This window comes from Microbacterium sp. NPDC064978 (assembly GCF_044543605.1).
GTDB classification, from domain to species: Bacteria; Actinomycetota; Actinomycetes; order Actinomycetales; family Microbacteriaceae; genus Microbacterium; species Microbacterium meiriae.
This window is the reverse complement of record NZ_JBITWF010000002.1, coordinates 51,547-78,261: the sequence shown is the minus strand read 5'-3', so window position 1 is coordinate 78,261 and position 26,715 is coordinate 51,547. Positions and strand designations below refer to the sequence as shown.

At 70.2% G+C, this 26,715-nt stretch carries 27 protein-coding genes and 2 tRNA genes; 18 read left to right on the top strand and 11 right to left on the bottom strand.

The window, feature by feature from the left end:
- The first annotated feature begins 10 nt into the window (after window positions 1–10).
- The 4 genes from serS (at window position 11) to ACIGJI_RS07325 (ending at window position 3,568) form a co-directional block, all read left to right on the top strand.
- The gene (gene serS / locus ACIGJI_RS07340) at window positions 11–1,315 is read left to right on the top strand and encodes a serine--tRNA ligase (RefSeq protein WP_363444710.1); all 1,305 of its coding nucleotides are present in this window, start codon (window positions 11–13) and stop codon (window positions 1,313–1,315) included.
- The gene (locus tag ACIGJI_RS07335) at window positions 1,312–2,133 is read left to right on the top strand and encodes an HAD family hydrolase (RefSeq protein WP_187663229.1); all 822 of its coding nucleotides are present in this window, start codon (window positions 1,312–1,314) and stop codon (window positions 2,131–2,133) included. Before serS ends, ACIGJI_RS07335 begins: the two co-directional genes overlap by 4 nt.
- A 42-nt stretch (window positions 2,134–2,175) precedes the next feature.
- Window positions 2,176–2,260 (top strand) — tRNA-Ser (locus ACIGJI_RS07330).
- 48 nt (window positions 2,261–2,308) lie between these two features.
- Window positions 2,309–3,568, top strand: a complete 1,260-nt coding sequence (locus tag ACIGJI_RS07325) for an LCP family protein (protein ID WP_187663230.1) — start codon at window positions 2,309–2,311, stop codon at window positions 3,566–3,568.
- Between the two features lie 7 nt (window positions 3,569–3,575).
- On the opposite strand, the gene ACIGJI_RS07320 is transcribed toward ACIGJI_RS07325, so the two are convergent.
- Genes ACIGJI_RS07320 through ACIGJI_RS07280 form a run of 9 tightly spaced genes read right to left on the bottom strand, consistent with a single transcriptional unit; the run spans window position 3,576 to window position 14,214 of the window.
- Window positions 3,576–5,018 carry a rhamnulokinase family protein gene (locus ACIGJI_RS07320; protein WP_363444707.1) on the bottom strand — a complete coding sequence of 481 codons (1,443 nt, stop codon included), beginning with the start codon at window positions 5,016–5,018 and terminating at the stop codon, window positions 3,576–3,578.
- A complete protein-coding gene (locus ACIGJI_RS07315; RefSeq protein ID WP_363444705.1) occupies window positions 5,015–7,051 on the bottom strand; it encodes a bifunctional aldolase/short-chain dehydrogenase in 2,037 nt (678 codons plus the stop codon). The genes ACIGJI_RS07320 and ACIGJI_RS07315 overlap by 4 nt, the downstream gene beginning before the upstream one ends.
- A 47-nt stretch (window positions 7,052–7,098) precedes the next feature.
- The gene (locus ACIGJI_RS07310) at window positions 7,099–7,947 is read right to left on the bottom strand and encodes an alpha/beta hydrolase fold domain-containing protein (protein ID WP_363444702.1); all 849 of its coding nucleotides are present in this window, start codon (window positions 7,945–7,947) and stop codon (window positions 7,099–7,101) included.
- Between the two features lie 4 nt (window positions 7,948–7,951).
- Window positions 7,952–9,118, bottom strand: a complete 1,167-nt coding sequence (rhaI, locus tag ACIGJI_RS07305; RefSeq protein ID WP_187663234.1) for an L-rhamnose isomerase — start codon at window positions 9,116–9,118, stop codon at window positions 7,952–7,954.
- Window positions 9,115–9,495: an L-rhamnose mutarotase gene (locus tag ACIGJI_RS07300; RefSeq protein WP_101847416.1), complete on the bottom strand. Its 381-nt coding sequence runs from the start codon at window positions 9,493–9,495 to the stop codon at window positions 9,115–9,117. The genes rhaI and ACIGJI_RS07300 overlap by 4 nt, the downstream gene beginning before the upstream one ends.
- Before the next feature lie 57 nt (window positions 9,496–9,552).
- On the bottom strand, window positions 9,553–10,584 hold the full coding sequence (gene rhaS, locus ACIGJI_RS07295) for a rhamnose ABC transporter substrate-binding protein (RefSeq protein ID WP_187663236.1): 1,032 nt from the start codon (window positions 10,582–10,584) through the stop codon (window positions 9,553–9,555).
- Window positions 10,581–11,684 carry an ABC transporter permease gene (locus ACIGJI_RS07290; RefSeq protein ID WP_363444697.1) on the bottom strand — a complete coding sequence of 368 codons (1,104 nt, stop codon included), beginning with the start codon at window positions 11,682–11,684 and terminating at the stop codon, window positions 10,581–10,583. Before ACIGJI_RS07290 ends, rhaS begins: the two co-directional genes overlap by 4 nt.
- A complete protein-coding gene (locus tag ACIGJI_RS07285) occupies window positions 11,681–12,700 on the bottom strand; it encodes an ABC transporter permease (protein WP_363444694.1) in 1,020 nt (339 codons plus the stop codon). The genes ACIGJI_RS07290 and ACIGJI_RS07285 overlap by 4 nt, the downstream gene beginning before the upstream one ends.
- Window positions 12,697–14,214, bottom strand: coding sequence for a sugar ABC transporter ATP-binding protein (locus tag ACIGJI_RS07280; protein WP_363444691.1), 1,518 nt, complete (start codon window positions 14,212–14,214; stop codon window positions 12,697–12,699). Before ACIGJI_RS07280 ends, ACIGJI_RS07285 begins: the two co-directional genes overlap by 4 nt.
- Before the next feature lie 148 nt (window positions 14,215–14,362).
- Between ACIGJI_RS07280 and ACIGJI_RS07275 the strand changes: the two genes are divergently transcribed.
- Complete coding sequence (locus ACIGJI_RS07275; RefSeq protein ID WP_363444688.1) at window positions 14,363–15,367, top strand: LacI family DNA-binding transcriptional regulator; 1,005 nt, start codon at window positions 14,363–14,365, stop codon at window positions 15,365–15,367.
- 6 nt (window positions 15,368–15,373) lie between these two features.
- Here the strand turns inward: ACIGJI_RS07275 and ACIGJI_RS07270 are convergent, their stop codons facing one another.
- A complete protein-coding gene (locus ACIGJI_RS07270) occupies window positions 15,374–16,081 on the bottom strand; it encodes a potassium channel family protein (protein WP_315637191.1) in 708 nt (235 codons plus the stop codon).
- A gap of 162 nt (window positions 16,082–16,243) precedes the next feature.
- Between ACIGJI_RS07270 and ACIGJI_RS07265 the strand changes: the two genes are divergently transcribed.
- Window positions 16,244–16,332: transfer RNA gene (locus ACIGJI_RS07265), tRNA-Ser, on the top strand.
- 73 nt (window positions 16,333–16,405) lie between these two features.
- Here ACIGJI_RS07265 and ACIGJI_RS07260 read toward each other — a convergent pair.
- A complete protein-coding gene (locus ACIGJI_RS07260; protein ID WP_363444684.1) occupies window positions 16,406–16,891 on the bottom strand; it encodes a MarR family winged helix-turn-helix transcriptional regulator in 486 nt (161 codons plus the stop codon).
- 116 nt (window positions 16,892–17,007) lie between these two features.
- Between ACIGJI_RS07260 and ACIGJI_RS07255 the strand changes: the two genes are divergently transcribed.
- From ACIGJI_RS07255 to ACIGJI_RS07200, 12 genes are all read left to right on the top strand, one after another.
- Window positions 17,008–17,799 carry an SDR family oxidoreductase gene (locus tag ACIGJI_RS07255; RefSeq protein WP_363444681.1) on the top strand — a complete coding sequence of 264 codons (792 nt, stop codon included), beginning with the start codon at window positions 17,008–17,010 and terminating at the stop codon, window positions 17,797–17,799.
- 50 nt (window positions 17,800–17,849) lie between these two features.
- Window positions 17,850–19,469, top strand: a complete 1,620-nt coding sequence (locus ACIGJI_RS07250) for a sodium-dependent transporter (protein ID WP_280569294.1) — start codon at window positions 17,850–17,852, stop codon at window positions 19,467–19,469.
- Window positions 19,466–19,600, top strand: a complete 135-nt coding sequence (locus tag ACIGJI_RS07245) for a methionine/alanine import family NSS transporter small subunit (protein WP_187663244.1) — start codon at window positions 19,466–19,468, stop codon at window positions 19,598–19,600. Before ACIGJI_RS07250 ends, ACIGJI_RS07245 begins: the two co-directional genes overlap by 4 nt.
- An 83-nt stretch (window positions 19,601–19,683) precedes the next feature.
- Entirely contained in the window at window positions 19,684–20,547 is an 864-nt protein-coding gene (locus tag ACIGJI_RS07240; protein ID WP_363444678.1) for an AraC family transcriptional regulator, read from the top strand.
- A gap of 88 nt (window positions 20,548–20,635) precedes the next feature.
- A complete protein-coding gene (locus ACIGJI_RS07235; protein ID WP_363444675.1) occupies window positions 20,636–21,271 on the top strand; it encodes a GyrI-like domain-containing protein in 636 nt (211 codons plus the stop codon).
- Window positions 21,272–21,341: 70 nt separating this feature from the next.
- Window positions 21,342–22,145 (top strand): DUF1206 domain-containing protein, encoded by an 804-nt coding sequence (locus tag ACIGJI_RS07230; protein WP_363444672.1) that lies wholly within the window; start codon window positions 21,342–21,344, stop codon window positions 22,143–22,145.
- Between the two features lie 143 nt (window positions 22,146–22,288).
- Entirely contained in the window at window positions 22,289–23,596 is a 1,308-nt protein-coding gene (locus ACIGJI_RS07225) for a SufS family cysteine desulfurase (RefSeq protein ID WP_363444669.1), read from the top strand.
- Window positions 23,593–24,027, top strand: a complete 435-nt coding sequence (sufU, locus tag ACIGJI_RS07220) for a Fe-S cluster assembly sulfur transfer protein SufU (protein ID WP_363444666.1) — start codon at window positions 23,593–23,595, stop codon at window positions 24,025–24,027. Before ACIGJI_RS07225 ends, sufU begins: the two co-directional genes overlap by 4 nt.
- Before the next feature lie 59 nt (window positions 24,028–24,086).
- On the top strand, window positions 24,087–24,728 hold the full coding sequence (locus ACIGJI_RS07215; protein ID WP_259953666.1) for an NADPH-dependent F420 reductase: 642 nt from the start codon (window positions 24,087–24,089) through the stop codon (window positions 24,726–24,728).
- A 69-nt stretch (window positions 24,729–24,797) separates the two neighbouring features.
- Window positions 24,798–25,457, top strand: a complete 660-nt coding sequence (locus ACIGJI_RS07210) for a GntR family transcriptional regulator (protein WP_187663251.1) — start codon at window positions 24,798–24,800, stop codon at window positions 25,455–25,457.
- A gap of 97 nt (window positions 25,458–25,554) precedes the next feature.
- Window positions 25,555–25,800, top strand: coding sequence for a hypothetical protein (locus ACIGJI_RS07205; protein WP_292794537.1), 246 nt, complete (start codon window positions 25,555–25,557; stop codon window positions 25,798–25,800).
- The gene (locus ACIGJI_RS07200) at window positions 25,800–26,660 is read left to right on the top strand and encodes a hypothetical protein (RefSeq protein ID WP_363444663.1); all 861 of its coding nucleotides are present in this window, start codon (window positions 25,800–25,802) and stop codon (window positions 26,658–26,660) included. Before ACIGJI_RS07205 ends, ACIGJI_RS07200 begins: the two co-directional genes overlap by 1 nt.
- Window positions 26,661–26,715 lie beyond the last annotated feature (55 nt).

Genomic DNA, 26,715 nt, shown 5'->3' with positions numbered 1-26,715 from the left:
GACTTGCGGGATGATCGACCTCGCACTCCTCCGCGACAACCCGGAGATCGTCCGCCGTTCGCAGGCTGCCCGTGGCAACGACCAGAGCACCGTCGACGTCGCACTCGAGGCCGACCGATCGCGCCGCGCCGCGCTCGCCGCATTCGAGGAGCTGCGCGCCGAGCAGAACGCGTTCGGCAAGCAGGTCGCGAAGGCACCCAAGGAGGAGAAGGCCGCCCTGGTCGCGCAGGCCAAGGACCTCGCCGACCGGGTCAAGCAGGCGCAGCACGCGGCGAACGAGGCGGCCGAGGCCGCCGCCACGGCACTGGCGCGGATCGAGAACGTCGTCATCGACGGTGTCCCCGCCGGCGGTGAGGAGGACTTCGTCGAATTGCGCCGCGTGGGCGAGGTCCCGGCGTTCGACTTCGAGCCGCGCGACCACCTCGAGCTCGGTGAGATGCTCGGCGCCATCGACATGGAGCGCGGGGCCAAGGTCTCCGGAGCGCGCTTCTACTTCCTCCGCGGGATCGGCGCCCGGCTCGAGATCGCACTCATGAACCTCGCTCTCGACAAGGCGCTGCAGAACGGCTTCGTCCCGCTCATCACGCCCACCCTCGTGCGCCCTGAGATCATGCAGGGCACCGGCTTCCTCGGCGAGCACGCCGATGAGGTCTACCACCTCGACAAGGACGACGACCTCTACCTGGTCGGCACGAGCGAGGTCGCCCTCGCCGGGTACCACAAGGACGAGATCGTCGATCTCGCGCGCGGTGCCCTCCGCTACGCCGGATGGTCGACCTGCTACCGCCGTGAGGCCGGCTCGCACGGCAAGGACACCCGCGGGATCATCCGCGTGCACCAGTTCAACAAGCTGGAGATGTTCGTCTACACCACAGCCGAGGACGCGGAGGCCGAGCATCTGCGTCTCGTCGCCCTTCAGGAGGAGATGCTGACCTCGCTGGGTCTGGCCTACCGCGTGATCGACGTCGCCGCGGGAGACCTCGGGTCGAGCGCAGCCCGCAAGTACGACATCGAGGCGTGGGTGCCCACCCAGGGCGCATTCCGCGAGTTGACGTCCACCTCGAACTGCACGACCTTCCAGGCGCGTCGTCTCGACGTGCGATACCGCCCGACCGCGGAGGACGGTGGCACGGCGCCGAAGACCCAGCATGTCGCGACCCTCAACGGCACGCTCGCGACCACGCGCTGGATCGTCGCCCTGCTCGAGACGCATCAGCAGGCGGACGGCTCGGTACGGGTCCCCGAGGTCCTGCGCCCCTACCTCGGCGGACTCGAGGTGATCCGCCCGCTCGCCGACGAGCAGGGCACCCGGTGACGGCGCCCTGGCTGGTCGGCCTCGACGTCGACGGGACCATCCTCCTCCAGGACGAGACGATGAGCCCCGGGGTGCCCGAGGCCATCACCCGAGTCCGCGAAGCGGGGCACGTGGTCACCATCGCCACCGGCCGCAGCTGGATGGCGACCCGCCGCTATGTGGAGGAGCTCGGCCTCACCGCCGACTATGTGGTGTGTTCCAACGGTGCCGTGACGATGCGCCGAGACGGGGATGACTGGGAGCGCTGGCACGTCGAGACCTTCGACCCGACACCCGTGCTGGCCCTGTTGCGGGATCGGCTTCCGGACGCCCGGTACATGGTCGAGCTCGGGTCTGGCCAGCGCCTGTTCACCGAGCAGCTGGACGACTGGACTCTCGACGGCGGACGCCAGGTCGACTTCGAGGAGCTCGGAGCCCTTCCCGTCTCCCGAATCGTCGTCGTCTCGCCCGGACACGACGAGGACGACTTCCATCGTCTCGTCGCCGACGCCGGCCTCAACGAGGTCTCCTATGCGATCGGGTGGACGGCCTGGCTGGACATCGCTCCGCAGGGCGTCGACAAGGGCACGGCCCTGGAGCGTGTGCGGGACGAACTCGGTCTCGACGCTGCGCGGGTGCTCGTCGCCGGGGACGGACGCAACGACATCGGCATGTTCGGCTGGGCCCGCAGCGGCGGCGGACGCGCGGTGGCCATGGGACAGGCGCCGGTCGAGGTGAAGGACGCCGCGGGGGAGATCACCGCCGACGTCGAGCGGGGAGGGCTCGCCGCCGCCCTGAACACGCTTCCAGCGCCCGCCCAGGTCGACGCCGGAGAATAGAACTCGGCTAGACTCGCGCCTGGTCGACAGAAGTTTCTGTCGGGAGGGTTGTCCGAGCGGCCGATGGAGCTGGTCTTGAAAACCAGTGGGCAGAGATGTCTCGTGGGTTCGAATCCCACACCCTCCGCTTCCTGAGCGCGGTACCCCCGCCGTCGCTGAATCCGAAAGGGCCCGAGTGAGCGAGAACACCCGACGCCGCCGCACCGTCGCGCGACATGGTCAGCTGCGCTCGCCCGGTCCCGTCAGCCAGCTCCTCCGGCTTCTCGCGATCAGCATGGCGGTGGTGCTCGTCAGCGGCATCGGCGTCGCGGCCTACTTCTACCTCGACTTCTCCAGCACCGTCTCCGCGAACGCCGTCGATCTCGACGGGCAGGAAGACCTGCCGCCGGACATCGGGGCCTACAAGGGTGGGTTCAACCTCGTCCTCGCCGGAGTCGACACCTGCGAGGACGACTACAAGCAGTACTTCGGCGACCGGTGCACCGGCGGCGATGCCGAGGGCACGCTCAACGACGTGAACCTGCTCGTGCACGTGTCCGAGGAGCCGCGGCGGATCACCGTCGTCAGCTTCCCGCGTGACCTCATGATCCCGATCCCGTCGTGCGAGGACGAGGACGGCAACGCCACGGCCGCGATGAGCAAGCAGCCGCTCAACGTTGCGTACACCGACGGCGGGCTGAACTGCGTCGTCCGTACGATCTCGGCACTCACGGACCAGGAGGTGCAGTTCGCCGCCTCCGTGACGTTCGGTGGTGTCATCGAGATCACCAACGCGATCGGCGGGGTCGACGTCTGCCTCGCGAACCCGATCCGGGACCGCTACACGGGTCTGGACATGGCGGCCGGCACGCACACCGTCCAGGGCCTCGAGGCTCTGCAGTTCCTCCGCACCCGGCACGGCGTCGGCGACGGCAGCGACCTGGGCCGCATCGGCAACCAGCAGCAGTACATGTCCAGTCTCGCCCGCAAGCTCATCAGCGGCGAGGTGCTGGGCAACGTGCCGGTCATGCTGAAGCTCGCCAACACCGGCATCCAGAACCTGGAGACGAGCACGTCGCTCGCCGACCCGATGATGATCGTGCAGATCGCGCTGGCCGTGAAGTCGGTGCCGTTCGAGGACATCGTGTTCGTGCAGTATCCGACCCTGGAGGACTGGGACGACCCGAACAAGGTCGTGCCGAACGAGGAGGCCGCCGCCGCCCTCTGGGACGCGATCGAGGCCAACGCCCAGTTGCAGATCACGCACGAGAACACCAGCAACGATGGCGTCGTCGTGGAGGAACCGACGACTCCGACCGAGCCCACGGAGCCCACCACGCCGACACAGGGGGCGACGCCGACCCCCACGACGGCTCCGGACGTCGTGGCGCTTCCCGATTCCATCAAGGGCAACTCCGCCGCGCAGCAGACGTGCTCGAACGGCAACGTGCGCTGAGCGGGACTCAGGAGCTCCGCGGGCGATAGGCCGCCGGCGGATGCGTCGCGGCGACGAGGGCGCGAAGCTCCGAGAGCTCGGCCGGCGCCGCGCCCAGAGCCCGCGCCTGGACGAGGACGTTGCCGAGGGCTGTCGCCTCGACAGGCCCTGCCAGGACGGGAAGCCCGGTGCGGTCCGCCGTCGCCTGACACAGCAGCCGGTTGAGAGACCCGCCGCCGACGAGGTGGACGACGTCGAGAGACTGCCCGGAGAGCCGGCCCGCCGTGCGGACCGCGTCGGCGAACGCGGCGGCGATGCTCTCCACGACGAGCCGGACGAACGCCGGACGATCGGTGGGCGCGACGGCACCGTGTGCGTGCAGGAGGCCAGCGATACGCGTCGGCATGTCCCCGGGGGCCGACAGCGAGGGGTCGTTCGCGTCGAACACGGCGGAGGGCGGCGCCGTGGCGGCCGCCTGGTCGAGAAGCCCGGACAGGTCGATGGCCTTGCCGTCTTCGCTCTCCCACGCGCGCACGGTCTCGCTGAGGAGCCAGAGACCGGTCACGTTGTGGAGGACGCGGAACCGATCGTCCACACCGCGTTCGTTGGTGAAGTTCGCTTCCCTGGCCGCGTCCGTGAGGATCGGCTGAGCGTGCTCCACACCGACCAGCCCCCAGGTGCCGCAGGAGATGTACGCGGCGCGGGGCGATGTCATCGGAACGGCGGCCACCGCCGACGCGGTGTCGTGCGAACCGACCGCGATCACCGGCAGATCGGCGCCGATGCGCTCTGCCACCTCCGGGCGCAGCCGGCCGATGACCGTGCCGGGATCGACGAGGTCCGGCAGGAGGGAGGCGTCGATCCCGAGACGGGTCGCGAGCGCCACATCCCAGGTGCCGGACTCCACGTCCAGCAGGCCTGTCGTCGAGGCGTTGGTCCGTTCGGCGACGCGGGCACCGGTGAGGAGGAAGGCGAGGAGGTCCGGGATGAGGAGCGCGGTATCGGCGTCGTGCCGGAGCTCGTCCGCCCGGAGTTGGTAGAGCGTGTTGAACGGGAGGAACTGCAGGCCGTTGCGGGCGTGGAGTTCCTCGAACGGGACCAGGGCGTGGACCTCGTCCACGCCGCCGGCGGTGCGGTCGTCGCGGTAGTGGAACGGCTCGGCGAGCAGCTCACCGGCACGCAGGAGGCCGTAGTCGACCGCCCACGAGTCGATCCCGATGGACTCGATCTGCGGTTCCCGGCGCACCGCTTCCGCGAGGCCGTCGAGGACATGGGCGACGAGGGCGTCGAAGTCCCAGTGCAGACCGTCGGTACGGGTCACCGGTCCGTTCGGGAACCGCGACACGGGCTCGAGCTCCAGGACGCCCGGCCCCACTCGGCCGATCATCACCCGGCCGCTCGTGGCGCCGAGATCCACCGCCGCGACCGCACGGACGTGCCGTACGGTCGCGGGCGAGCGGTCGTCGGTCATCGCAGGAACGCCGCGGCGACGCCGGAGTCGACGGGGATGTGCAGACCGGTGGTGCGGCTCAGCTCCGGGCCGGTCAGCACATAGACGGCGTCCGCGACGTTCTCCGGCACGACTTCGCGCTTGAGGATCGTGCGGTCGGCGTAGAACTGGCCGAGGTCCTCCTCCTTGACGCCGTACGTGGCCGCCCGGTTCGCTCCCCAGCCGGAGGCGAAGATCCCGGACCCGCGGACCACGCCGTCGGGGTTGATGCCGTTGACCCGGATGCCGTGCGCGCCGAGCTCCACGGCGAGCAGCCGCACCTGGTGCGCCTGGTCGGCCTTCGTCGCCGAGTACGCGATGTTGTTCGGGCCGGCGAAGACGGAGTTCTTGGAGGAGATGTAGATGATGTCGCCGCCGAGTCCCTGGTCGATGAGCACGCGCGCGGCGGTCTTCGAGACGAGGAACGAGCCCTTCGCCATCACGTCGTGCTGGAGATCCCAGTCCTTCTCGGTCGTCTCCAGCAGAGGCCTCGACAGCGACAGGCCGGCGTTGTTCACCACGAGGTCGATGCCGCCGAACGCGAGCACCGCCTGGTCGATCGCGGCCTGCACCGCATCGGCGTCGGCGACGTTCGCGGCCACGCCGATCGCCACGTCGTCGTTCCCGAGCTCGGCGGCCGCGGCCCTGGCCTTGTCCAGGTCCAGGTCGGCGACGACCACGCAGGCGCCCTCCGCGGCGAGGCGGGTCGCGATGGCCTTGCCGATCCCGCTCGCGGCACCGGTGACGAGGGCGATGCGGCCCTGGTGGGACTTCGGCTTCGGCATGCGCTGCAGCTTCGCCTCCTCCAGTGCCCAGTACTCGATGCGGAACTTCTCGGCGTCGGAGATGGGGGAGTACGTGGACAGCGCCTCGGCACCGCGCATGACGTTGATGGCGTTCACGTAGAACTCGCCGGCGACCCGAGCGGTCTGCTTGTTCGCCCCGTAGGAGAACATGCCGACGCCGGGCACGAGGACGATCAGCGGATCCGCGCCGCGGATCGCCGGCGACTCGGCCGTGGCGTGGGCGTCGTAGTAGGCCTGGTAGTCGGCGCGGTAGGCGGCGTGGAGCTCCCGCAGCCGTGCTGTCTGCTCCTCCACGGTCGCCGTGACAGGGAGGTCGAGGAGGAGCGGCTTGACCTTGGTGCGCAGGAAGTGATCGGGGCAGCTCGTGCCGAGGGCGGCGAGCGCCGGGGCCTTCTCGGAGGCGAGGAAGTCGAGGACCACGTCGCTGTCGGTGAAGTGACCGACCATCGGCTTGTCCGTCGACGCGAGCCCGCGGATGGTTCCGGCGAGGGCGGCCGCCCGCGCGCGGCGCTCCGGCTCCGGCAGGGCTTCGAAGCCCGAGCGCGTGCCGCCGAACGGTTCGGGGGACCCGTGCTCCGCGATGTAGGCGGCGGCGGTGTCGATGATCCAGAGGGAGTTCGCCTCCGCCTCCTCGGAGGAATCGCCCCAGGCGGTGATGCCGTGTCCGCCGAGGATCGTGCCGATGGCCTGCGGGTTCGCCGCCTTGATCTCCGCGATGTCCAGCCCCAGCTGGAAGCCCGGGCGGCGCCACGGCACCCAGACGACCCGGTCGCCGAAGATCGCTCTCGTGAGCTCCTCACCGTCGGCGGCGGTGGCGATCGCGATGCCCGAGTCGGGATGGAGGTGGTCCACGTGCGGGGCGTCGACCAGGCCGTGCATCGCGGTGTCGATCGAGGGGGCGGCGCCGCCCTTGCCGTGGAGGCAGTAGTCGAAGGCGGCGACCATCTCGTCCTCCCGCTCGACGCCCGGATAGACGTCGACGAGCGCGCGCATGCGGTCGAGGCGGAGGACGGCCAGGCCGTTCTCGGTCAGCGTGCCGAGGTCCCCGCCCGACCCCTTGACCCAGAGGAGCTCGACCGGCTGCCCGGTCACGGGGTCGATCTCGGTGCCCTTGGCGGACGTGTTGCCGCCGGCGTAGTTCGTGTTCTTGGGGTCGGCGCCCAGGCGGTTGCTCCGCGCGAGCAGTTCGGCGGCGGTGGGGTTCGTCATGCGAGTCCTCGGTTCGTGAGTGAAAATACCCGGTCGGCGCCGGAGAGTCAGGGGAGTTGCAGGATCCGAGCCGCGAACCGATCGATCGTCGCGGCGAACGCGGATTCCTCGGGGCGATTGAGATGGCCGTGGGTGGTGCCCGGCTCGACAGCGACGGCGACCTCGACGCCGGCGGCGGTGAGGGCTCGGGCGAATGTCTCGCCGGACACGCGGAGCTCGTCGGTCTCGTCGTTGACCATGATGGTGGGCGGGAAGGAGACGAGCGCCGCGGATGCTGCGGTGCCGGGGATGGCATAGACGTCCGCCGTCTCGGGGTCGCCGCCGAGGTAATTCTCATACATGCCACGCACGAAGTCGGGGGTGAACACGTCGGCGGAAGGATCTCCGTCGAGCAGGGCGCGCAGCTTTGGGTCGGGCGCGGCCTGCACCGCTTGCAACGTCGGGTAGGCGAGGACGGCGAGAGCCGGCACGACGCCGCCCTCGTGGGCGAGGCGGAGCGCCGCGCCGGTCGCAAGGTTGCCACCTGCGCTGGCTCCGCCGATCGCCCATCCTCGCGTGGCGACGTCCGACGTGGCGGCCCAGCGGAACGCGGAGACCATCTCGTCGTGCGGGACGGGGTAGTGCACGCCGCCGCGTTCGGGCGCGCCGAGGCGCGCGGTCCACTCGGGGGTGATCGGGGCGAGAGCGTAGTCCACGCTCACGACCGCGATTCCCCGATCTACGAACGCCCGTGCGACGGCGTCGGCTTCCGGCATGTCAATGTCGCCGCCCGCGAATCCGCCGCCGTGCGCCCAGACCAGGCCGTGGCCGCTCGGCGACTTCGAGGAGTAGACGCGCACACGCAGCGGACCGTGCGGGCCGTCGAGGACGTGGTCGCGGATGTCGTGCGCGGTCATCGGCTCAGGCCCCCCAGCCGGCCTGCACGCCGCCCACGCGCTCCTCCGCGATCCGCTGCCCGTACCCGGAGGCCGCGTAGGCCGCCATCGGGTCGGCGGGGAGACCCCGTCCCTCTCGCCATTCGGCCAGCGCCGGACGGACGTCGGTGGAGAAGGCGTCCATGAAGACGGCGTGCGCCGTCAGCACGTCCCCGCTGCGCTGAGCGGTCGTCAGGGCTTCGCGGTCGACGAGCAGCGCACGCGCTGTCATCTCCTGCACGTTCAGCACGGAGCGGATCTGTCCGGGGATCTTGTCCTCGATGTTGTGGCACTGGTCCAGCATGAACGCGACGTCGGGGTTGTTCAGCCCTCCGCCCCGGATCACCTCGAACAGGATCCGGAACAGCTGGAACGGGTCGGCGGCACCCACGATGAGGTCGTCGTCCGCGTAGAAGCGGGAGTTGAAGTCGAACGAGCCGAGCTTTCCGAGGCGCAGCAGCTGCATGACGATGAACTCGATGTTGGTGCCCGGCGCGTGGTGACCGGTGTCGAGGCAGACCATCGCCTTGTCACCGAGGGCGGTCACCTGCACGTAGGACGTCCCCCAGTCCGGCACGTCGGTGTGGTAGAACGCCGGCTCGAAGAACTTGTACTCGAGCACGAGGCGCTGGTGGTCGCCGAGGCGCGCGTAGATCTGCTGCAGAGAATCGTGCAGCCGATCCTGCCGCCCGCGCAGATCCGCTTGCCCGGGATAGTTCGACCCCTCCGCGAGCCAGATCTTCAGGTCGCGGCTGCCGGTCGCGTCCATGACGTCGATGCAGGCCAGGTGGTGATCGATGGCCTTGCGGCGGACGGCCGCATCCTCGTGGGTGAGGGCGCCGAACTTGTAGTCATCGTCCTGGAAGGTGTTGGAGTTCACCGTGCCGAGGGAGACGCCGTGGTCCTCGGCGTGACGTCGCAGGTCGTCGAACGAGTCGACGAGGTCCCACGGGATGTGCAGCGCCACGGTCGGGGCGAGCCCGGTGTGGGCGTGGACCTGCGCGGCGTCCGCGATCTTCTCGTACGGGTCGCGGGGCGTGCCGGGAGTGCTGAACACCTTGAACCGGGTCCCGGAGTTGCCGAACGCCCAGCTGGGCAGCTCGATGCTCTGCTTCTCGAGCGCGGCGAGGATGTCGGGGGTGAGGATGCTCACGATGCACGGCCTTCGTTGTCGGTGGCGGGTGTGGCGCTCTCGCCGGCGGCGGCGAGCTGGTCTTCGAGGTGGAACACCTCGGTGAGAGGGGTGGCGGCCTGATCGGGACGGCCGTCGAGGTCGAGGAAGAAGGGGGCCATCTCGGCTTCCCAGCGTGCGGCGACGGGGGAGGCGGCGAGGTAGGCCTGCCCGGCCGCATCGTCATCGGTCTCGTAGTAGCCGAAGAGCACGCCGCCGGCACCGAGGAAGAGACTGTAGTCGCGCCGGCCGGCGGCCGCGATCTCGCGGAGCATCTCGGGACGCACCGGCGTGTGGCGGGCGAGGTACTCGGACAGCAGCTCGGGCTTCACCTGGAGCTGGAAGGCGACGCGGGTCATGCGATTCCTCTCGGAGGTCCGGCCGGCGCCCGCGGTCAGCGCCGGCCGGAGGGCGACTCAGAAGTCGAAGTCGCCGATGTTGTCGGCGTCGAACACGAACGGGTCGCCCAGCAGGACGACGCCGTCGGCGCCGACGGTGTACTCGCCGAGGTCGCCGGCCTCGAAGGTGTCGCCTTCCTCGCCGGTGATGTCACCCGCGATCAGGGCCTGCGCGGCGTAGGCGGCCAGGTAGCCGAGGTCGGCCGGGTTCCACAGCGCGAAGGCGGTGACGGTGCCGTCCTCCACGTACTCGCGCATCTGGTTGGGCGTGCCGAGGCCGGTCAGCGCGACCTGGCCCTTGAAGTCGGACGTCGACAGGTAGCGCGCCGCGGCGGCGATGCCGACCGTGGTGGGCGAGACGATGCCCTTGAGGTCGGGGTGGGTCTGCAGCAGCGCGGCCGTCTTGTCGAACGACGTCTGGTCGTCATCGTCGCCGTAGACCGTCTCCACGATCGTGATGTCGGGGTACTCGCTGGCGACGTACTCCTCCATCAGCTCGATCCAGGCGTTCTGGTTCGTGGCGTTGGCGGAGGCGGAGAGGATGGCGATCTCCCCGGCGCCGCCGATCTGCTCGGCGATGAGGTCGATCTGCACCTTCGCGATGCCTTCGGAGTCGGCCTGGTTGATGAACAGGTCGCGGCAGTCGGTGTTGGTGTCGGAGTCGAAGGTGACGACCTTGACGCCGGCGTCCCTGGCCTCGTTCAACGCGTCGCAGATGGCCTGCGGGTCGTTGGCCGAGACGACGAGGGCGCCGACTCCCTGCTGCGTGGCCGTGTTGATGTAGCTGACCTGAGCGTCGGGCGTGGCCTCGGCCGGGCCGACCTCGGAGAACGTGCCGCCGAACTCCTCGACGGCCTTCTTGCCGCCCTCGCTGGACGTGTCGAAGTACGGGTTGCCGAGGTTCTTGGGCAGGAAGGTGATCGAGGCGTCCGACCCGTCGCCGCCGCCGTCTCCTCCGCCGTCGGTGGAGCCGGCGCAGCCGGTCAGTGCGACCGCCGCAGCCACCGCGAGGGCGGCGAAGGCGGTGACACGCTTGCGTGCAAACGTCATTGTTCGTTCCTTTCGTCGGGAGATGCCGCGGATGCGGCGTCCATCGGTGCCTTCGTCGCTGTGGCGGCACCGGCGGGGGGTCTGCCCGGTCGGCGGCGTGCCTTCTGCAGCCAGGCCAGGAAGCTTGCGGCCACCACCGAGATCACGAGGAGCGTGCCGGTGATGATGTTGATGACGTCGGAGGTGACGTTCACCAGGCGGAGTGCACTCGCGAGCGCCCCGATGAGGAAGGCGGCGGCGATGACGCCGTAGATCTTGCCGCGACCGCCGAACACCGACACGCCGCCGAGCACGACGGCCGCGATGACCTGGAGCTCGAGGCCGGTGGCGTTGTCGCCGCGGGCGCTGCCGTAGCGGAGCGTGTAGAAGATGCCGGCGAACGCGGCGACCGCCCCGGACAGCACGCACAGGATGAGCTTCGTGCGCTCGACGTGCACACCGGAGAAGTGGGCCGCGTCCTTCGACAGACCGATCGCGTACACCCCGCGGCCGAACGGCGTGAAGTGCAGCAGGACCGAGAAGACCGCGACGAGCACGAGGAATGGGATCGTGATGACGGGGATGGGGGTCCCGGCGATCTTCGCCTTGGCGAGAGCCGTCCAGAACTCCGGGAAGTCGGTGACGGCCGCCGTGCCGAGCAGCCCGACGGCGAGGCCGCGGAAGAGCGCGAGTGTGCCGATCGTGACGGCGAGCGAGGGCAGGCCGACGACTGTCACGAGGAAGCCGTTGAACGCTCCGCCGACCACGCCCACGACGAGGGCGGCGAGGGCCGCGAGCTCGAAAGGGATCCCCGCCTGCACCAGCGCGCCGGTGACGACGCTGGACAGTCCGACCATGCTGCCCACCGAGAGGTCGATCTCGCCGGTGATCATGATGAGGGTCATCGGCAGGGCGATCAGCAGGATCGGGGCGATGTCGAGCAGCAGGTAGGTCAGCGTGATGGGCTGTCCGAACCCGCGGATGCTGGACGCCGAGACGATCGCGACGAGCAGGAGCAGACCCACGATCGCGGCCTCGCGGGTGAGCAGGAGGCGACGCCACAGGGGCTTGTCGTAGTCGCGGATGACGCGGGTGGTCGCGGTGGCGGTCGCGGTGGTCATGATTCGTCCCTCGCCTCGATGAGACGCCGTCTCTGCCGTACCGCGAGCACGCGGTCGAGCACGATGGCGCCGATGATGAGCAGGCCGACGACGGCACGCTGCCAGAAGTCGGGGATGCCGAGGATCGGCAGCGCCCGGTTGATGGTCAGCAGGAGGACGGCGCCGATCGCCGCGCCCCACACCGAGCCGATGCCGCCGGTGATCGCGACGCCGCCGATGACGGCCGCGCCCACCGCGTCCAGCTCCCATCCCGCTCCCGCCTGGGAGTTGATGGTGCCGTAGCGGGCCGCGTAGAAGACGCCGGCGAGTCCGGCGAGGGCCCCCGACAGGACGAAAGCGGTGAGCACGCGGCGGGTGACACGCAGGCCGTACAGCTCGGCCGCCGCCGGGTCGGAGCCGATCGCGTAGAACTCCCGGCCGCCACGGGTGTTCTTCATGTACCAGGCGGCGACGGCGAGCACGAGGACCGCGACGATCGCGAGGATCGGGATGCCGAGGAGCTGGCCCGTGCCCAGGGCCAGGAAGTCGCGCGGCATGTCGGACGCGTTCACGCGGTCGCTGCCGGTCCACAGCACGTTGATGCCGCGGTAGGCGTAGAGGGTGCCGAGGGTGATGACCATCGCCGGCACCTTGGCGTACGCGACGAGGGCGCCGTTGATGAGGCCGAGGAGGGCGCCGAGCACCACGACGGCGACCACGACCAGCACGATCGGGATGCCCGGGATGTCGATGAAGAGTCGTCCGGTCAGGTAGGCGGTCAGACCCATCACGGACCCCACGGACAGGTCGACGTTGCGCGTGATGAGGACGATGGCCTGTCCCACCGCGACGAGCACGAGGATCGAGGGCGTCAGCAGCAGGTCGCGCCAGCCGTCGGCGCTGAACAAGAACTTGGGGTTGTTGAGGGTCGCGGCGGTCACCACGAGCACGAGGGCCAGGAGGATGCCGAACTCGCGGGCTCTGCCGAGACCGGAGATGCGCTTGGTGAGCGCGGAGACGGGGATGGCGGTGGTCACGAGCTGAGCTCCGATGCGTGCGTCGCGGCGAACATGACGTTCTCGGAGGTGGCCTCCGAGCGGGGGATCTCGGCCGTGATGCGACCCTCGCGCATCACGAGCACGCGGTCGGCCATGCCGAGGACCTCGGGCAGCTCGGACGAGATCATCAGGATCCCCATGCCCTGATCGGCGAGCTGGGACAGCAGACGGTGCACCTCGGACTTGGTGCCGACGTCGATGCCGCGGGTGGGCTCGTCGATGAGGAGCACCTGCGGCTGCGTCGCGAGCCACTTCGCGAGCACGACCTTCTGCTGGTTGCCGCCGGAGAGCGTGGCGGCGACGGTGTCGAGCGCGTGCGTCTTCACCTCCAGCCGCGAGGCCCACTCCCGGGCGGCACGGTTCTCCATCGCCGTGGTGAGCAGGCCGAGGCGGGCGAGGCGCCGACGGATCGCGAGGGTGATGTTGCCGCCGACGCCGGCTTCGATGACGAGGCCCTGCTTGCGGCGATCCTCGGGGACGAGGGCGAGCCCGGCGCGCATGGCGTCCACCGGGCGCCGGGCGCGGATACGGCGCCCCTTCATGTGCACGCTGCCCTCGCGGTACCCGTCCACGCCGAAGACGGCGCGGGCGACCTCGCTGCGTCCGGCGCCGACGAGGCCGGCCAGTCCGACGATCTCGCCGGCGCGGACGGAGAAGGAGATGTCGTGGAAGAGGCCGGGGCTGGTCAGCCCCTCGACCTCGAGCAACGGTTCGCCGATCGTCGCCTCCTGCTTCGGGAACAGCTCGGACACCTCGCGACCCACCATCTGATGGACGAGCTCGTCCACGGTGGTCTCGGCGATGGCGGAGGTCGCGATGTACGCGCCGTCCCGCATGACCGTCACGGTGTCGCAGAGCGCGAACACCTCGTCGAACCGGTGCGAGATGAAGATGAGGCCGCGGCCCTCGGCGCGCAGGCTCCGGGCGATCGCGAACAGACGCTCCACCTCGACGCCGGACAGTGCCGCGGTGGGCTCGTCCATGATGAGCAGCGTGGCGTCGAGGGAGACGGCCTTGGCGATCTCGATGACCTGCTGGTCCGCGATCGACAGGCCCTCGGCGGGACGGTCGGGGTCGATCGTGACGCCGAGGCGGGTGAAGAGGCGCTCGACCTCGTGGCGCATGGCCTTGCGATCGATCCGTCCGAACCGCCCGACCGGCTGGCGGCCCATGAAGATGTTCTCGGTGACGGAGAGGTCGGGGAAGAGTGTCGGCTCCTGGTAGATCACCGCGACGCCGGCGGCCTTCGACTGCGCGGTCGAGGTGAAGTCGACGTCCTCGCCGCGGAGGCGGAAGACTCCGCCGTCGCGCTGGTAGAGACCGGCGACGATCTTCACGAGGGTCGACTTGCCGGCACCGTTCTCGCCGACGAGCGCATGGATGGAACCGGGGTGGACGGCGATGGTGCCGGAGCGCAGGGCGATCACCGACCCGAAGGCCTTCTGGACGTCGGCGAGCTCGAGCACGGGCGCCGTCGTGGGTGAGGACATCATTTCTCTCTCCATTGAGGGAATGAATCGTTTCAAACCCTGATGGAGTTGAGACTAGGGGCTGTGTTGACGCGTGTCAATACGGCGTGAGAGTCTGAGGCGATCCCCGCGGATGAGTCGTTTCAGCGGCGGGAACCGAAGGGAGGGCGCGATGGCCGTCAGTGTGCGGGAGGTCGCCGAGGACGCGGGTGTCTCCGTCGGGACCGTGTCGAACGTGCTCAATCGGCCGGAGAAGGTGGCCGCGGAGACCGTCGCTCGCGTACAGGCGTCCATCGACCGTCTCGGGTTCGTGCGCAACGACGCGGCGCGGCAGCTCCGTGCCGGGCGCAGCCGCACGATCGGGCTCGTCGTGCTCGACATCCGGAACCCGTTCTTCGCCGAGGTGATCCGCGGGGCCGAGGAGCGCGCCGACCAGCACGGGCTCTCCGTCCTCGTCGCGAACAGCGACGAGAAGCAGGAGCGCGAGGCGATGCACCTGGACCTCTTCGAGGAGCAGCGGGTGACGGGTGTGCTCGTCACCCCGGTGGCAGAGTCACTGCCGCGGCTGGTGCGGATGCATGAGCGCGGTACGCACGCCGTCCTCGTCGACCGGGAATCGCAGGATGAGCGGTTCGCCTCCGTCGCCGTCGACGACGTCGAGGGCGGGCGCATCGCGACGGAGCACCTGCTCGCGGTCGGCCGTCGCCGGATCGCCTTCGTCGGCGGCCCGGTCGCGCTGCGCCAGGTCTCCGATCGCCTGAGCGGCGCGCAGGCCGCGGCGGCTGCGGCAGGGGTCGGGCTGGAGTTCATCGCGACCTCCGCGCTCACCGTCGAGGAGGGGCGGCGCGCCGGTGCGCAGATTCTCGACCGTGCCGCGGGGGACCGGCCGGACGCCGTCTTCGCGGCGAACGATCTCCTGGCCCTCGGCCTCCTGCAGAGCCTGGTGATGACCGGCGATGCCGGGGTCCCCGAGGACATCGCGCTCGTCGGCTACGACGACATCGACTTCGCCGCGGCCGCCGTGATCCCGCTCAGCTCGGTGCGGCAGCCGGCCGCGCTCATCGGCTCCACCGCGGTCGACCTGCTGCTGCGGGGCCAGGACGACGTGGCGCCCGCGCCGGAGCACGTGCTGTTCCGGCCGGAGCTCGTCGCCCGCCGCTCGACCACCGGGGAGTGACCGCGGTCAGGCCGGCGTCGGCGTGGAGCGCTGGGCGCTGGCGCCCCGCATGATGCGCGCCACGGCGGTGATGAGGAAGAGCTGCCCGGTGATCCCCTCGGCGATGGCCACCGCCTGCACGCCCGATCCGACGGGGACGAGGTTGCCGTAGCCCGTCGTCGTCAGGGCGGTGAACGAGAAGAAGAGCTGATTGCCGAGCGAATCGCTCGCCGCATCGCCGAACAGTGGGGTCGGCAGCAGCAGCGACAGCAGGTTGTAGACGAAGGCGAAGAACATGCCCACGAGGATGTAGGCCGTCACGGCGGCCAGGAGGGCCTCGACGTCGAGTCCTCGTCGGGTGACCTGGTGCGCGATGATGGCCCACGGCGCGACCAGCAGCGCGATCATGGAGGCGGCGGAGAGGGCGACGGCGAGGGCGGGACTGTCCGTGGCGAAGAACGCCGCGAGGAGGGCAGCGAGCCCGGCGGCCGAGAGCACGACCCACGACACCCGCTGCACGAGGGCGCGGGCCCTGGTCACGCGGAACACGATCGCGACCGTGACCAGCATCGCCAGGAACGCCCAGGGGCTGGGAACCGTGCCGGGCTGGGCCGCGCACAGTCCGTACGAGACGATGAGGAGGGCGAGCACCGCGGCATAGCCGAGGGCACCGCGCCTCGGGTCGGCCGGGGCGGCGAATCCCGCGCGGACGTGCGCTCCCGATGGCTCGGACATGGCGTCTCCTCTCGCGTCCGCGGGGCCGGACCCTCGCAGCGTGCGGCCAGTATCGCAGGGCATCCGGCCGCGTCCCGGGAGCATCCGAGACCGGCGGTTCGTGACCACGCGCCGGACCCGTTATGATGGTGGGGTGCATCCGTGCTCTCGAGCCGGATGCCTGGAGACGTCGCATAGTCCGGCCTAGTGCACCACCCTGCTAAGGTGGAGTCCCCTCACGGGGACCAGGGGTTCAAATCCCCTCGTCTCCGCACGGAGAAGCCCCGACGAGTCCGCTCGCCGGGGCTTTCGTGTTCCCGGACGCGGGCGGGCCCGACGTCCGCGTCACGCCCCCGGCATCCAGGTCGGGTCGGGGGAGAGTGCGGCGGAGATCTTCCGGCTGGCCGCGCCGAGCTGCCGCGCCTGCGCCGGTGTGAGGGCATCGAAGACGACGCGGCGGATGAGGGCCTGGTGGGCGGGAGTCGACTCCTCGACCTTCCGATGGCCGGCGTCGGTGAGGATGCCGAGGGTGAAGCGCCCGTCCTCCGCGTCGACTTCGCGTCGGACCCAGCCCTTCGCCTCCAGGCGAGTGATGGCGCGGGAGAGTCGGGACAGCGTGCTGTTCGCGTAGCCGGCGAGGACGCTGAGGCGGAGGGTGCGCTCCGGCGCCGAATCGAGGGCGAAGAGGATCCCGTGCTCGAAGTGGGTGAGCCCGCTGTCCCGCTGCAACTGCGCGTCGAGGGCCGCCGGGAGCCGTTCGAGGAGCGTCGCGAGTGCCGACCAGACGTCCATCTCTTCGGCGTTCAAGGGGGCGGGGGAGAGCGGCGACATTCCTCCACCGTAGCGGTTGAGCTATGCTCTTCGCTTGCTTGGGAAAGTGAACAGAGGGTAATATGACTTGCTCAGGCAAGTGACGCGGGAAGTCCGCTGAAGCGAGAGGGAGATGGATGGAACTGGGGTTGCGCGGCAAGAGGGCGTTCATCAGCGGGTCGAGCCAGGGGATCGGATTTGCGGTCGCGTCCGCTCTCGCTGCCGAGGGGGTCGATGTCGTGATCAACGGTCGTGACGAGCGACGCGTCGACGCCGCGGTCGCCGCCGTGGCCCTCGCGCATCCCGGTGCGGCCGTCTCCGGGATCGCCGCGGACTTCACCGACCCCGACCAGGTGGTCGCATTGACGGGGAAGCTCGGTCGGGTGGACATCCTCGTCAACAACGTCGGTCTCTTCGGACTCGCCGACTTCGCGGACATCACCGACGAGGACTGGGCGCGCTACTTCGAGGTGAACGTGATGAGCGGAGTGCGCCTCTCCCGGGCTCTCCTGCCGGGGATGCGGGAACGGGGCTGGGGACGCATCGTCTTCGTCAGCAGCGAGTCCGGCGTGAACGTCCCGGCCGACATGGTGCACTACGGCGTGACGAAGGCGGCGATGATCGCCCTGGGCAACGGGTTGGCCAAGCTCACCCGCGGCACCGGCGTGACGGTCAACACCGTCCTGGGTGGCCCGACCTACTCGGAGGGCGTCGCGGCGAGCGTCGCCGCCGTCGCAGCAGCCCAGTCCGTCTCCGTGGACGTGATGAAAGAGGCGATCATCGGACAGAACACGACCACACTCCTGGAGCGCTTCCTCGATCCGACCGAGGTCGCGGACCTCGTCGTCTACCTCTCCAGCGTCCGGGCCTCCGCGACGAACGGCGCCGCGCTGCGGGCGGATGGGGGCGTGCTGACGGCGATGCTCTGACCCGAGCGCGTCACTCGCCGGGGCCCATGGCTTCCGGTATCCTCGCGGGCATGCCTAGACCCACCCAGACGCCGCAGCGCGAGGCCTTCGGCTCGCGGAACGTGTTCATCCTCTCGGCGATCGGCTCGGCCGTGGGTCTCGGGAACATCTGGCGCTTCCCGTACGTCGCCTACGAGGGCGGCGGCGGTGCGTTCCTCATCCCGTATCTGTGTGCGCTGCTGACGGCCGGCATCCCGCTGCTGTTCCTGGACTACGCGATCGGCCACCGGTTCCGGGGCTCCGCGCCGCTCGCGTTCCGACGCCTGCACCGGGCCGCCGAACCGCTGGGGTGGTGGCAGGTGCTGATCTGCGTCGTCATCGCGGTGTACTACGCCGTGATCGTCGCCTGGGCCGGCATGTACACCTGGTTCTCGGCCCAGCTCACCTGGGGAGCGGGCAACGAGAACGACTTCTTCTTCGTCGACTTCCTGCAGTCGGCCGATGTCGCGGAGGTCGGTCTGTCCGGGGAGTTCGTGCCGCAGGTGGGCCTGCCGCTGATCGCGGTGTGGCTGATCGTCATCGTCATCATGGCCCTCGGCGTCAAGCGCGGCATCGGGCGCGCCAACATGATCCTGATGCCGCTGCTCACCCTCATGTTCGCCGTGCTCGTGGTGCAGGCCCTCTTCCTCCCCGGCGCCCTGGACGGTCTCAACGCCTTCTTCACGCCGAACTGGGAGGCACTCGCCGACCCGGCCGTGTGGGCCTCCGCCTACGGGCACATCTTCTTCTCGCTGTCCGTCGCTTTCGGCATCATGGTGACCTACGCCTCGTACCTGAAGCGCAAGACCGACCTCACCGGCTCGGGCCTCGTGGTCGCGTTCGCCAACTCCGGCTTCGAGATCCTCGCCGGCATCGGCGTGTTCGCGGCCCTCGGGTTCATGGCGCAGGCGCAGGGCACGGATGTCTCCGGCGTCGCGACCTCGGGCATCGGCCTCGCCTTCGTCGCGTTCCCGACGATCGTGTCCCAGGCGACCGGCGGGTCGATCATCGGCGTGCTGTTCTTCGGCGCCCTCGTCTTCGCGGGGATCACCTCGATGATCTCGATCCTGGAGGTGATCGTCGCGGCGCTGCAGGACAAGCTCGGCTGGGCGCGGGTGCGCACCACCCTCGTCGTCTCGATCCCGCTGGCGATCATCTCCGCCGCGCTGTTCTCCACCACCACCGCGCTGTCGGTGCTCGACACCACCGATGCGTTCGTCAACGCCTTCGGCATCATGGCGGTCGCCCTCGTCGCGGTGATCGTCGTGGCCTGGGTGCTGCACAAGCTGCCGCAGCTGCAGGAGCACCTGAACCGCCGTTCGAGCTTCCGCGTCGGCCTCCTCTGGCGCCTGCTCGTGGGCGTGCTGGCCCCGCTCGTGCTCGGGTACCTGCTGATCACCGAACTCCTGACGAAGATCGCCGAGCCGTACAGCGGCTACCCCGGCTGGTTCCTCGGCGTGTTCGGCTGGGGCATGGTCATCGCGTTGGTGGTCGGCGGAGTACTGCTGTCGCTGGTGCCGTGGAGCAGGCGCTCCCGCGCCAAGGACGACGTCGGCTACGACGACTTCCTGGACCAGGAGGAGTACGCCGCCGATCCGGAGACGACGAGCATCGCCGTCCCGGCTGCGCAGACGAAGGGAGCGGGGGCATGACCACCACTGCGATCGTCATGATGATCATCGCCATGGTCACGGTGTGGGGCGGCCTCATCGCCGCCGTCGTGAACCTCGCTCGGCACCCCGAGGTGGAGGACGCCGAGCCGGCGGTGCCGACCGAGCTCTGAGCTCCGACCCGATCGCATCGGACCGGGACGATCGGGTGCCGGGAGGGCTGCGGCGACACGATGGTGGGGAAAGGAGGACCCCCGTGATCGGCACGCTCAACGCCCTGGTCGACCTCGTCGACGCGGACAGCGGTCAGGAGATCGACGTCGCCGCGTTCGCCCGCGCGCACGGCACCACCGAGTACCACCTGCGCCGGATGTTCTCGGCGCTCGCCGGGGTGCCGTTGACCGAATACGTGCGGCGTCGTCGGATGACGCTCGCGGGTGCGGAGCTCGCCGCCGGTGCACCGAGTCTGCTCGATGTCGCCGTTCGGCACGGCTACGGCTCGACCGAGGCGTTCGCCCGGGCGTTCCGCGCCGTGCACGGCATCGGGCCGGCGGACGCGCGTCGGCGCGGGGGTCCTCTCCACACACAACCTACGCTCCGGTTCCGCCTGAGTGTCGAAGGGAGCACCCCGATGGATGTCACCATCACCCACCGCCCCGCGTTCGCCCTCGTCGGTCATGCCGCGGAGGTCCCGCTCATCCACGTCGGCGTCAATCCGCACATCCAGGCGCACATCGCCGCCATCCCGCCGGAGGAGCACGCCCGCCTCAAGGCGCTCGGCAACGAGGAGCCCGCGGGCATCCTCGCCGTGACCGCCGACATCGACCCGGACGCCCCGGAGGGGACGCCGTTGACCTACCTGCACGGGGTGGCCGTGCGCGACGACACCGCAGTCCCCGACGACCTCGACGCTCTGCGCGTGGCGGAGGGTGCCTGGGCCGTGTTCGGCGCGAGCGGCCCGTTCCCGGAGACCCTGCAGAACCTGTGGGCGGCGACGGCCACCGAGTGGTTCCCGTCGAACCCGTGGCGGCTGCGACCCGGGCCCTCGATCGTCCGCTATCGCGAGTTCACCGGCGACACGGCCTCCTGCGAGCTCTGGCTCCCCGTCGAGCAGAGCTGACCGTGCATCGGGTCGGGCCCGAGCGGCTCGACCCGATGTCGGTGCCCTGGGGCACACTGACCGCACGACGACGAAGCGGGGGCAGGCCATGACGCCGACCGATCCGAAGAAGACGCTCGATGCGTACCAGGCGAAACGGGGGACCTTCCGGATCCTCGACGTGCCGCCACTGACCTATCTGATGGTCGACGGCGCCGGCGATCCGAACACCGCGCCGGCGTTCTTCGACGCGGTCGCGGCCCTCTACCCGCTGGCGTACACGCTCAAGTTCGCCAGCCGTGCCGAGCTCGGCGTCGATCAGGTCGTGATGCCCCTGGAAGGCCTGTGGCACGCGCCGGACATGGCGTCCTTCACCACCCGACGCGACAAGTCGACCTGGCTCTGGACGCTGATGATCATGGTCGGCGACCACGTCACTCCCGTCCTCTTCGACCGTGCCGTCGAGACGGTCGCGGCGAAGAGCGCGAAGAAGGGGGAGGAGCTCCCGGCGCTGGCCGCGGTCCGGCGGGAGGTGCTAGACGAGGGGCTATGCGTGCAGACGCTGCACGTCGGACCGTTCGACGATGAGGGCCCCGTGCTGGAGGAGCTGCACGAGCGGTTCGTCCCGGAGAACGGGTTGCGGATGCGCGGTCGGCACCACGAGATCTACCTCAGCGACCGTCGCCGGACGGCCCCGGAGAAGCTGCGTACCATCCTGCGGCAGCCGGTGGAGCGGATCACCTGAGCACTTCCGCACCGCGCGTGCGGAAAGCAACCCCCTGATTCCGACCGCCCGCGGCGGATACTCTTCGAGCATGAGCACCGTCAAGCATGCGGCGCGCGTGGCGAAGGACTCCACCGCGTTCCGGCGGACCGCCCGCGCGGGTTTCGTCGTCCTCGGCGTCATCCACATCATCATCGGCGCGATCGCCATCACGATCGCCGCGGGCGGGTCGGGTGACGCCGACCAGGACGGCGCGATGGAGCAGGTGCGCAACAACCCGGTCGGGGGACTGCTGCTGCTCGCGATCGCCGTGGGCCTCCTCGCGCTCGCCGTGTGGCAGGTGGGGAGCGGGTTCCTCGCCGCCGACCCCGCCGAGACGAAGAAGTGGGGCAAGCGTCTCAAGCTCTTCGGCATCTCCGGCACGTACCTCGTGATCGCCGGACTGGCGCTCATCTACGCCGTGGGCGGCCGGGCGGAATCCTCCGACGCCTCGAAGACCCTGAGCCAGGTGGTCCTGTCCGCGCCCGGCGGGGTGGCGCTGCTCGTGGTGATCGGTCTCAGCGTCATCGGTGTCGGCATCGGCTTCATCGTCGGCGGGGTCATGCGCTCCTTCCGCAAGCTCATCGACGTGCCGACCGGAGCCGCCCGAGCCGGAGTGATGGCCCTCGGCATCGTGGGCTACATCGGCAAGGGCATCGCGGTGGGAGTCACCGGCGTGCTGTTCGTGGTGGCCGCTGTGACGCAGGATCCGGAGCGCGCCGCGGGGCTCGACGCCGCCCTGCACAGTCTCCTCACCCTGCCGTTCGGCCGCCTCATCCTCGGTGCGGTCGGCGTCGGCTTCGCCCTGTACGGCGCCTTCTGCATCGCGCGAGCCCGTCTCGCTCGCATGTCCTAGTCCTTCCGCCCGGGCACGACTTCGGAGATCGTCGCCGACGCGCCGCTCGGTAGTCGCACGGCCCGGGGTGTCTCGTCCCGTCTCCGAAGCTGTGCCCGCCCGGAGCCGGACCCGGGCCACGCGGAAGATGGGAGACTGGAACGATGAGCGCTTCTCCCGGAGTCGACGTGATCACCCCGCTGACCGAGACCGAGGTGCAGCGGATCCGCGAGGACTTCCCGATCCTGCACACCCGCGTGCACGGCCACCCCCTGGCGTACCTCGACTCGGGCGCGACGTCGCAGCGTCCGGAGTCCGTGCTCGACGCCGAACGACGCTTCGCCACCACCATGAACGCGGCCGTCCACCGCGGCGCCCACACGCTCGCGGCAGAGGCGACCGAGCTGTTCGAGGATGCCCGCAGCACTCTCGCTCGTTTCGTGGGCGCCGACGACGACGAGATCGTCTGGACCTCGAACGCCACCGAGGCCGTCAATCTCGTCGCCTACTCCCTCTCCCATGCCTCGCTCGGCCGGGGCGGTGCCGCCGCTGCAGGCCTCCGGCTCCGCGAGGGGGACGAGATCGTCACCACCGAGATGGAGCACCACGCCAACCTCATCCCCTGGCAGGAGCTCGCTGCGCGCACCGGGGCCACGCTCCGGGTCATCCCGCTCGACGACGACGGGGCCCTCCGTCTGGATGCGGCCGCGGAGCTCATCTCGGAGCGCACGAAGCTCGTGGCCTTCACCCACGTGTCGAACGTGTTGGGCGTGATCAACCCCGTCGAGACCCTCGTCGCGCTGGCCAGGGAGGTCGGCGCCCTCACGCTGCTCGATGCCTGCCAGTCGGCTCCGCATCTGCCGCTGGACCTCCACGCGCTCGGGGTCGATCTCGCCGTCCTCTCCGGCCACAAGATGCTCGGGCCCACCGGCGTCGGCGCCCTGTACGGCCGGCGCGAGGTCCTCACCGCGATGCCCCCGTTCCTCACCGGCGGCTCGATGATCACGACGGTCACGACGACCGAGGCCGAATACCTGCCTCCACCGCAGCGCTTCGAAGCGGGCACGCAGCGGGTGTCCCAGGCGATCGCGCTCGCCGCCGCGGTCGACTACCTCTCCGCGGTGGGGATGGATCGCATCGCCGCGCACGAGGCCGCGTTCGGGCAGCGACTCGTCGACGGGCTCGGGGCGATCGACGGCGTGCGGGTCCTGGGTGCGGGCATCGAGCTGCCGCGCGTGGGGCTCGCAAGCTTCGACGTCGCCGGGATCCACTCGCACGACGTCGGGCAGTTCCTCGACGACCAGGGCATCGCCGTGCGCGTCGGGCACCACTGCGCGCAGCCGCTGCACCGCCGGCTCGGTGTGACCTCGTCGACGAGGGCGAGCGCCTATCTGTACACGACAGCGTCCGAGGTGGATGCCGTCATCGAGGCGGTCGCCGGGGCGATCGCGTTCTTCGGGAGGGGCGCATGAGCGACCTGCAGAGCCTGTACCAGGAGCTGATCCTCGATCACTCGCGCACGCCGCACGGCTTCGGGCTCCGCGAGGAGATCGCGGCGCAGTCGCATCAGCTCAACCCGACCTGCGGCGACGAGATCACCCTGCAGGTGCATCGCGGCGCCGACGGCGACGTGGAGGCGATCGCCTGGGAGGGGCAAGGGTGCGCCATCTCCCAGGCGTCCGCCTCCCTGCTCGCCGAGCTTGCCGAAGGCCTCACCGTGGACGAGCTCGAGGTGCGCATCGCGGCCTTCCGCGAGGCGATGCGCTCCCGGGGCACGATCGAGCCGGACGAGGAGCTGCTCGGCGACGCCGCGGCCCTCGGCGGGGTCTCCCGGTATGTGGCTCGCGTGAAGTGCGCCATGCTCGCCTGGGTGGCGGCCGAGGACGCGCTCACGCGCCTCTGACCTCGTCCGCTCCTGTCTCGGACCGGGAATAGCATCGGGCGGCAGGCGTTGGCCCGAGCATGACAACTCTCGGAATCATCGGAGCAGGCAACATCGGCAGCCAGGTCGCCCGAGTGGCGGTGGCCAACGGCTATGACGTCGTGATCGCGAACTCGCGAGGGCCGGAGACCTTGGCCGACCTCGTCGCAGAGCTCGGGCCGCACGCGAAGGCGGCGACGGCGGAGGAAGCGGCCGCCGCGGCGGACGTGGCCGTGGTGACGGTGCCGCTGCACGCGATCGATCAGCTTCCCGCCGCACAGCTCGCCGGGAAGATCGTGCTCGACACGAACAACTACTACTTCGAGCGCGACGGGCACATCGAGGCCCTCGACAAGGGCGAGACCACCACGTCCGAGCTCGTGCAGGCGCAGCTTCCGGAGTCGAGGATCGCCAAGGCGTTCAACCACATCTACGCCGCGGACATCACGACCGACGGGACTCCGGCCGGTACGCCGAACCGTCGGGCGCTGGCCACCGCCGGTGATGACGCCGAGGCTGTGGCCTTCGTGACCCGCTTCTACGACGAGGCCGGCTTCGACACGGTCAACGTCGGCCCGCTCAGCGAGTCGTGGCGGGTCGAGCGCGACCGTCCGGCGTACGTCGTCCGGCAGAACGCGGAAGAGCTGACCGCGAACGTCGCGCGGGCGAACCGTCTGCCCTGAGCCGGCTCGCGCCTCCGGTCTGGGATACCAAACTTGGCCAATCCCGGGCCGGGGTGCGAGAATGCCCGGATGGCGGGGGCTGTGGGGGTAGGCGGGGAACTCGAGTCGGTCAGGGTCACGAGGATCCTCCGAGACGACATCGTGCTCGGGCGACGCCCACCGGGATCGCGTCTCGTGGAACGGGACATCGCGGCCGAGCTGCAGGTGTCGCGTCTCCCGGTGCGGGAGGCTATCAGGACGCTGGTCGCGGAGGGCGTGGTGGTCGCACGACCGCGGACGTGGGCGGTCGTGCGGGAGTTCACCCATGACGACATCCGCAACTTCGCCGAGGTGCGGGAGGCGATCGAGACCCTCATCTTCGTCTTCGCGGCCGAGCGGCATGACGCCGCCGGGCTCGCACGCCTGCGGGATGCCTATGAGCGCGAGGCCGCGGCGGCGCGGGCAGGAGACGCCGAGACCGCGCGCACAGCGGCGGCCGAGTTCCACGAGATCGCCGTGGATCTGGCGGGCAACGAGATGCTGGGCGAGCTCATCGCGGTGTTCCTGACCCGCCTGCGGTGGCTGTTCGGACAGCACGACGATCTGGCGGCGATGGCGGACGAGCACCGCGTCATCCTCGAGGCCGTCGCCGCGCGGGACGTCGAGGCGGTGCGCCGGATGGTCCCCGCTCACCTGGCCAGCGGACATTCGGCAGCCGAACGACGGCTGGCGCAGACCGTGACCGGCTGAGCGCGTCCGCGAAGACACCCCCACCGCGCGGAAGGCCGGTTGTATCCTTGTCCGGTCGGAGTCGGTCCGGTCTGTTCGCGCTGTCCTGGGGAGCGAGATGCGAAATCTTGCTGTCGTCGTCGGGGGAATCCTCCTGCTCGGCGGTGCTGCGCTCCTCGTCGTGGCCGACCAGGAGCGTGCCGCGGACGTCGCCGCTGTGAAGGCCGAGATCGCTCGGATCGAGGACGTGCTCGACGAGTCGCAGACGGAGAACCTCGCCCTCGCGGAGCGTCTCACCGAACTCCGGTCCCGTATCGCTGAGCAGGACGCCGATCTCTCGGACACGACGGGCTTCCTGCCGTGATGCGCCGGAAACTGGCGGTGACGGTGTCGGTGGCCGTGCTCCTCGCGGCGGCCGTCGTCGCCCGGGCCGACGCGCTGGACCACGAGCGGGCGGAGGCGTTGGCGCAGCTCTCTGTTCTGGCCGACCGATCGCACGACGCCGCGCAGCGCACCGACCACCTGTCCGGCGCCGTCGCGCAGGCCGAGCAGGACACCGCGGATCGGGCCGCCGTGCTGGCCGTGCGTCCCGCGTTCCTCGAGGAGCTCTCGACGCTCGCGGCCGTCCTCCGTGGTGCGGACGGCAAGGTCGACACCGCGGCGCATCTCGCGTCCGCCCGGTCGGCTCAGGAGACGGTGCGCGCCGAGCGCCACGATCCCGACACCGTGGTCGCGGCGACCGCGACGGTCGAGGCGCTCACGCAGAAGGTCGGCACCGAGGTCGCAGGGTGGCAGGCGTCGCAGAGCGCCGGTCCCGGCGGGCCCGTGTGGACGTCGAGCGGGCCGGACGGCTATGCGCGGGTGCGCGCGGCCCTCGACCGGGTGGGCGGCGGGGGCGTCGGGCTGTACGAGTCGTCGTCGTGTGCGGGCGGCACAGCGCCGGCCTGCGCCAACAGCAACGGCTACATCAAGTACCGTGCCGACATCACAAGGTGGAGCGACGGACGCCTGAACTGGGCGATGGCGCACGAGCTCGCCCACATCCATCAGTTCCGGGTCTGGGGTGCCCTCACCTCGTCCGGCGCCTACGCGACGATGTTCGGCGGCGATCCGGAGTTCCTGGCCAACTGCATGGCCGTCGTCCGCGGCTTCCCGGGTTCGGTCGGGTGCTCCGGCGAGCAGCAGACCTGGGCCTCCGGTATCTGGGTCGGGGTCGTCCGCTAGCCCCGGCCCGACATGGCTTCGATGTCGGAGGTGTGCGGCATGCTGATCCGGAGCC

Coding starts and splice junctions, on each gene's coding strand:
- serS (WP_363444710.1), top strand. CDS start 11: ATGATCGACCTCGCACTCCTCCGCGACAACCCGGAGATCGTCCGCCGT.
- ACIGJI_RS07320 (WP_363444707.1), bottom strand. CDS start 5,018: ATGACCGACGACCGCTCGCCCGCGACCGTACGGCACGTCCGTGCGGTC.
- ACIGJI_RS07315 (WP_363444705.1), bottom strand. CDS start 7,051: ATGACGAACCCCACCGCCGCCGAACTGCTCGCGCGGAGCAACCGCCTG.
- ACIGJI_RS07310 (WP_363444702.1), bottom strand. CDS start 7,947: ATGACCGCGCACGACATCCGCGACCACGTCCTCGACGGCCCGCACGGT.
- ACIGJI_RS07300 (WP_101847416.1), bottom strand. CDS start 9,495: ATGACCCGCGTCGCCTTCCAGCTCCAGGTGAAGCCCGAGCTGCTGTCC.
- rhaS (WP_187663236.1), bottom strand. CDS start 10,584: ATGACGTTTGCACGCAAGCGTGTCACCGCCTTCGCCGCCCTCGCGGTG.
- ACIGJI_RS07290 (WP_363444697.1), bottom strand. CDS start 11,684: ATGACCACCGCGACCGCCACCGCGACCACCCGCGTCATCCGCGACTAC.
- ACIGJI_RS07280 (WP_363444691.1), bottom strand. CDS start 14,214: ATGATGTCCTCACCCACGACGGCGCCCGTGCTCGAGCTCGCCGACGTC.
- ACIGJI_RS07275 (WP_363444688.1), top strand. CDS start 14,363: ATGGCCGTCAGTGTGCGGGAGGTCGCCGAGGACGCGGGTGTCTCCGTC.
- ACIGJI_RS07270 (WP_315637191.1), bottom strand. CDS start 16,081: ATGTCCGAGCCATCGGGAGCGCACGTCCGCGCGGGATTCGCCGCCCCG.
- ACIGJI_RS07260 (WP_363444684.1), bottom strand. CDS start 16,891: ATGTCGCCGCTCTCCCCCGCCCCCTTGAACGCCGAAGAGATGGACGTC.
- ACIGJI_RS07255 (WP_363444681.1), top strand. CDS start 17,008: ATGGAACTGGGGTTGCGCGGCAAGAGGGCGTTCATCAGCGGGTCGAGC.
- ACIGJI_RS07250 (WP_280569294.1), top strand. CDS start 17,850: ATGCCTAGACCCACCCAGACGCCGCAGCGCGAGGCCTTCGGCTCGCGG.
- ACIGJI_RS07245 (WP_187663244.1), top strand. CDS start 19,466: ATGACCACCACTGCGATCGTCATGATGATCATCGCCATGGTCACGGTG.
- ACIGJI_RS07235 (WP_363444675.1), top strand. CDS start 20,636: ATGACGCCGACCGATCCGAAGAAGACGCTCGATGCGTACCAGGCGAAA.
- ACIGJI_RS07230 (WP_363444672.1), top strand. CDS start 21,342: ATGAGCACCGTCAAGCATGCGGCGCGCGTGGCGAAGGACTCCACCGCG.
- ACIGJI_RS07225 (WP_363444669.1), top strand. CDS start 22,289: ATGAGCGCTTCTCCCGGAGTCGACGTGATCACCCCGCTGACCGAGACC.
- sufU (WP_363444666.1), top strand. CDS start 23,593: ATGAGCGACCTGCAGAGCCTGTACCAGGAGCTGATCCTCGATCACTCG.
- ACIGJI_RS07215 (WP_259953666.1), top strand. CDS start 24,087: ATGACAACTCTCGGAATCATCGGAGCAGGCAACATCGGCAGCCAGGTC.
- ACIGJI_RS07210 (WP_187663251.1), top strand. CDS start 24,798: ATGGCGGGGGCTGTGGGGGTAGGCGGGGAACTCGAGTCGGTCAGGGTC.
- ACIGJI_RS07205 (WP_292794537.1), top strand. CDS start 25,555: ATGCGAAATCTTGCTGTCGTCGTCGGGGGAATCCTCCTGCTCGGCGGT.
- ACIGJI_RS07200 (WP_363444663.1), top strand. CDS start 25,800: ATGCGCCGGAAACTGGCGGTGACGGTGTCGGTGGCCGTGCTCCTCGCG.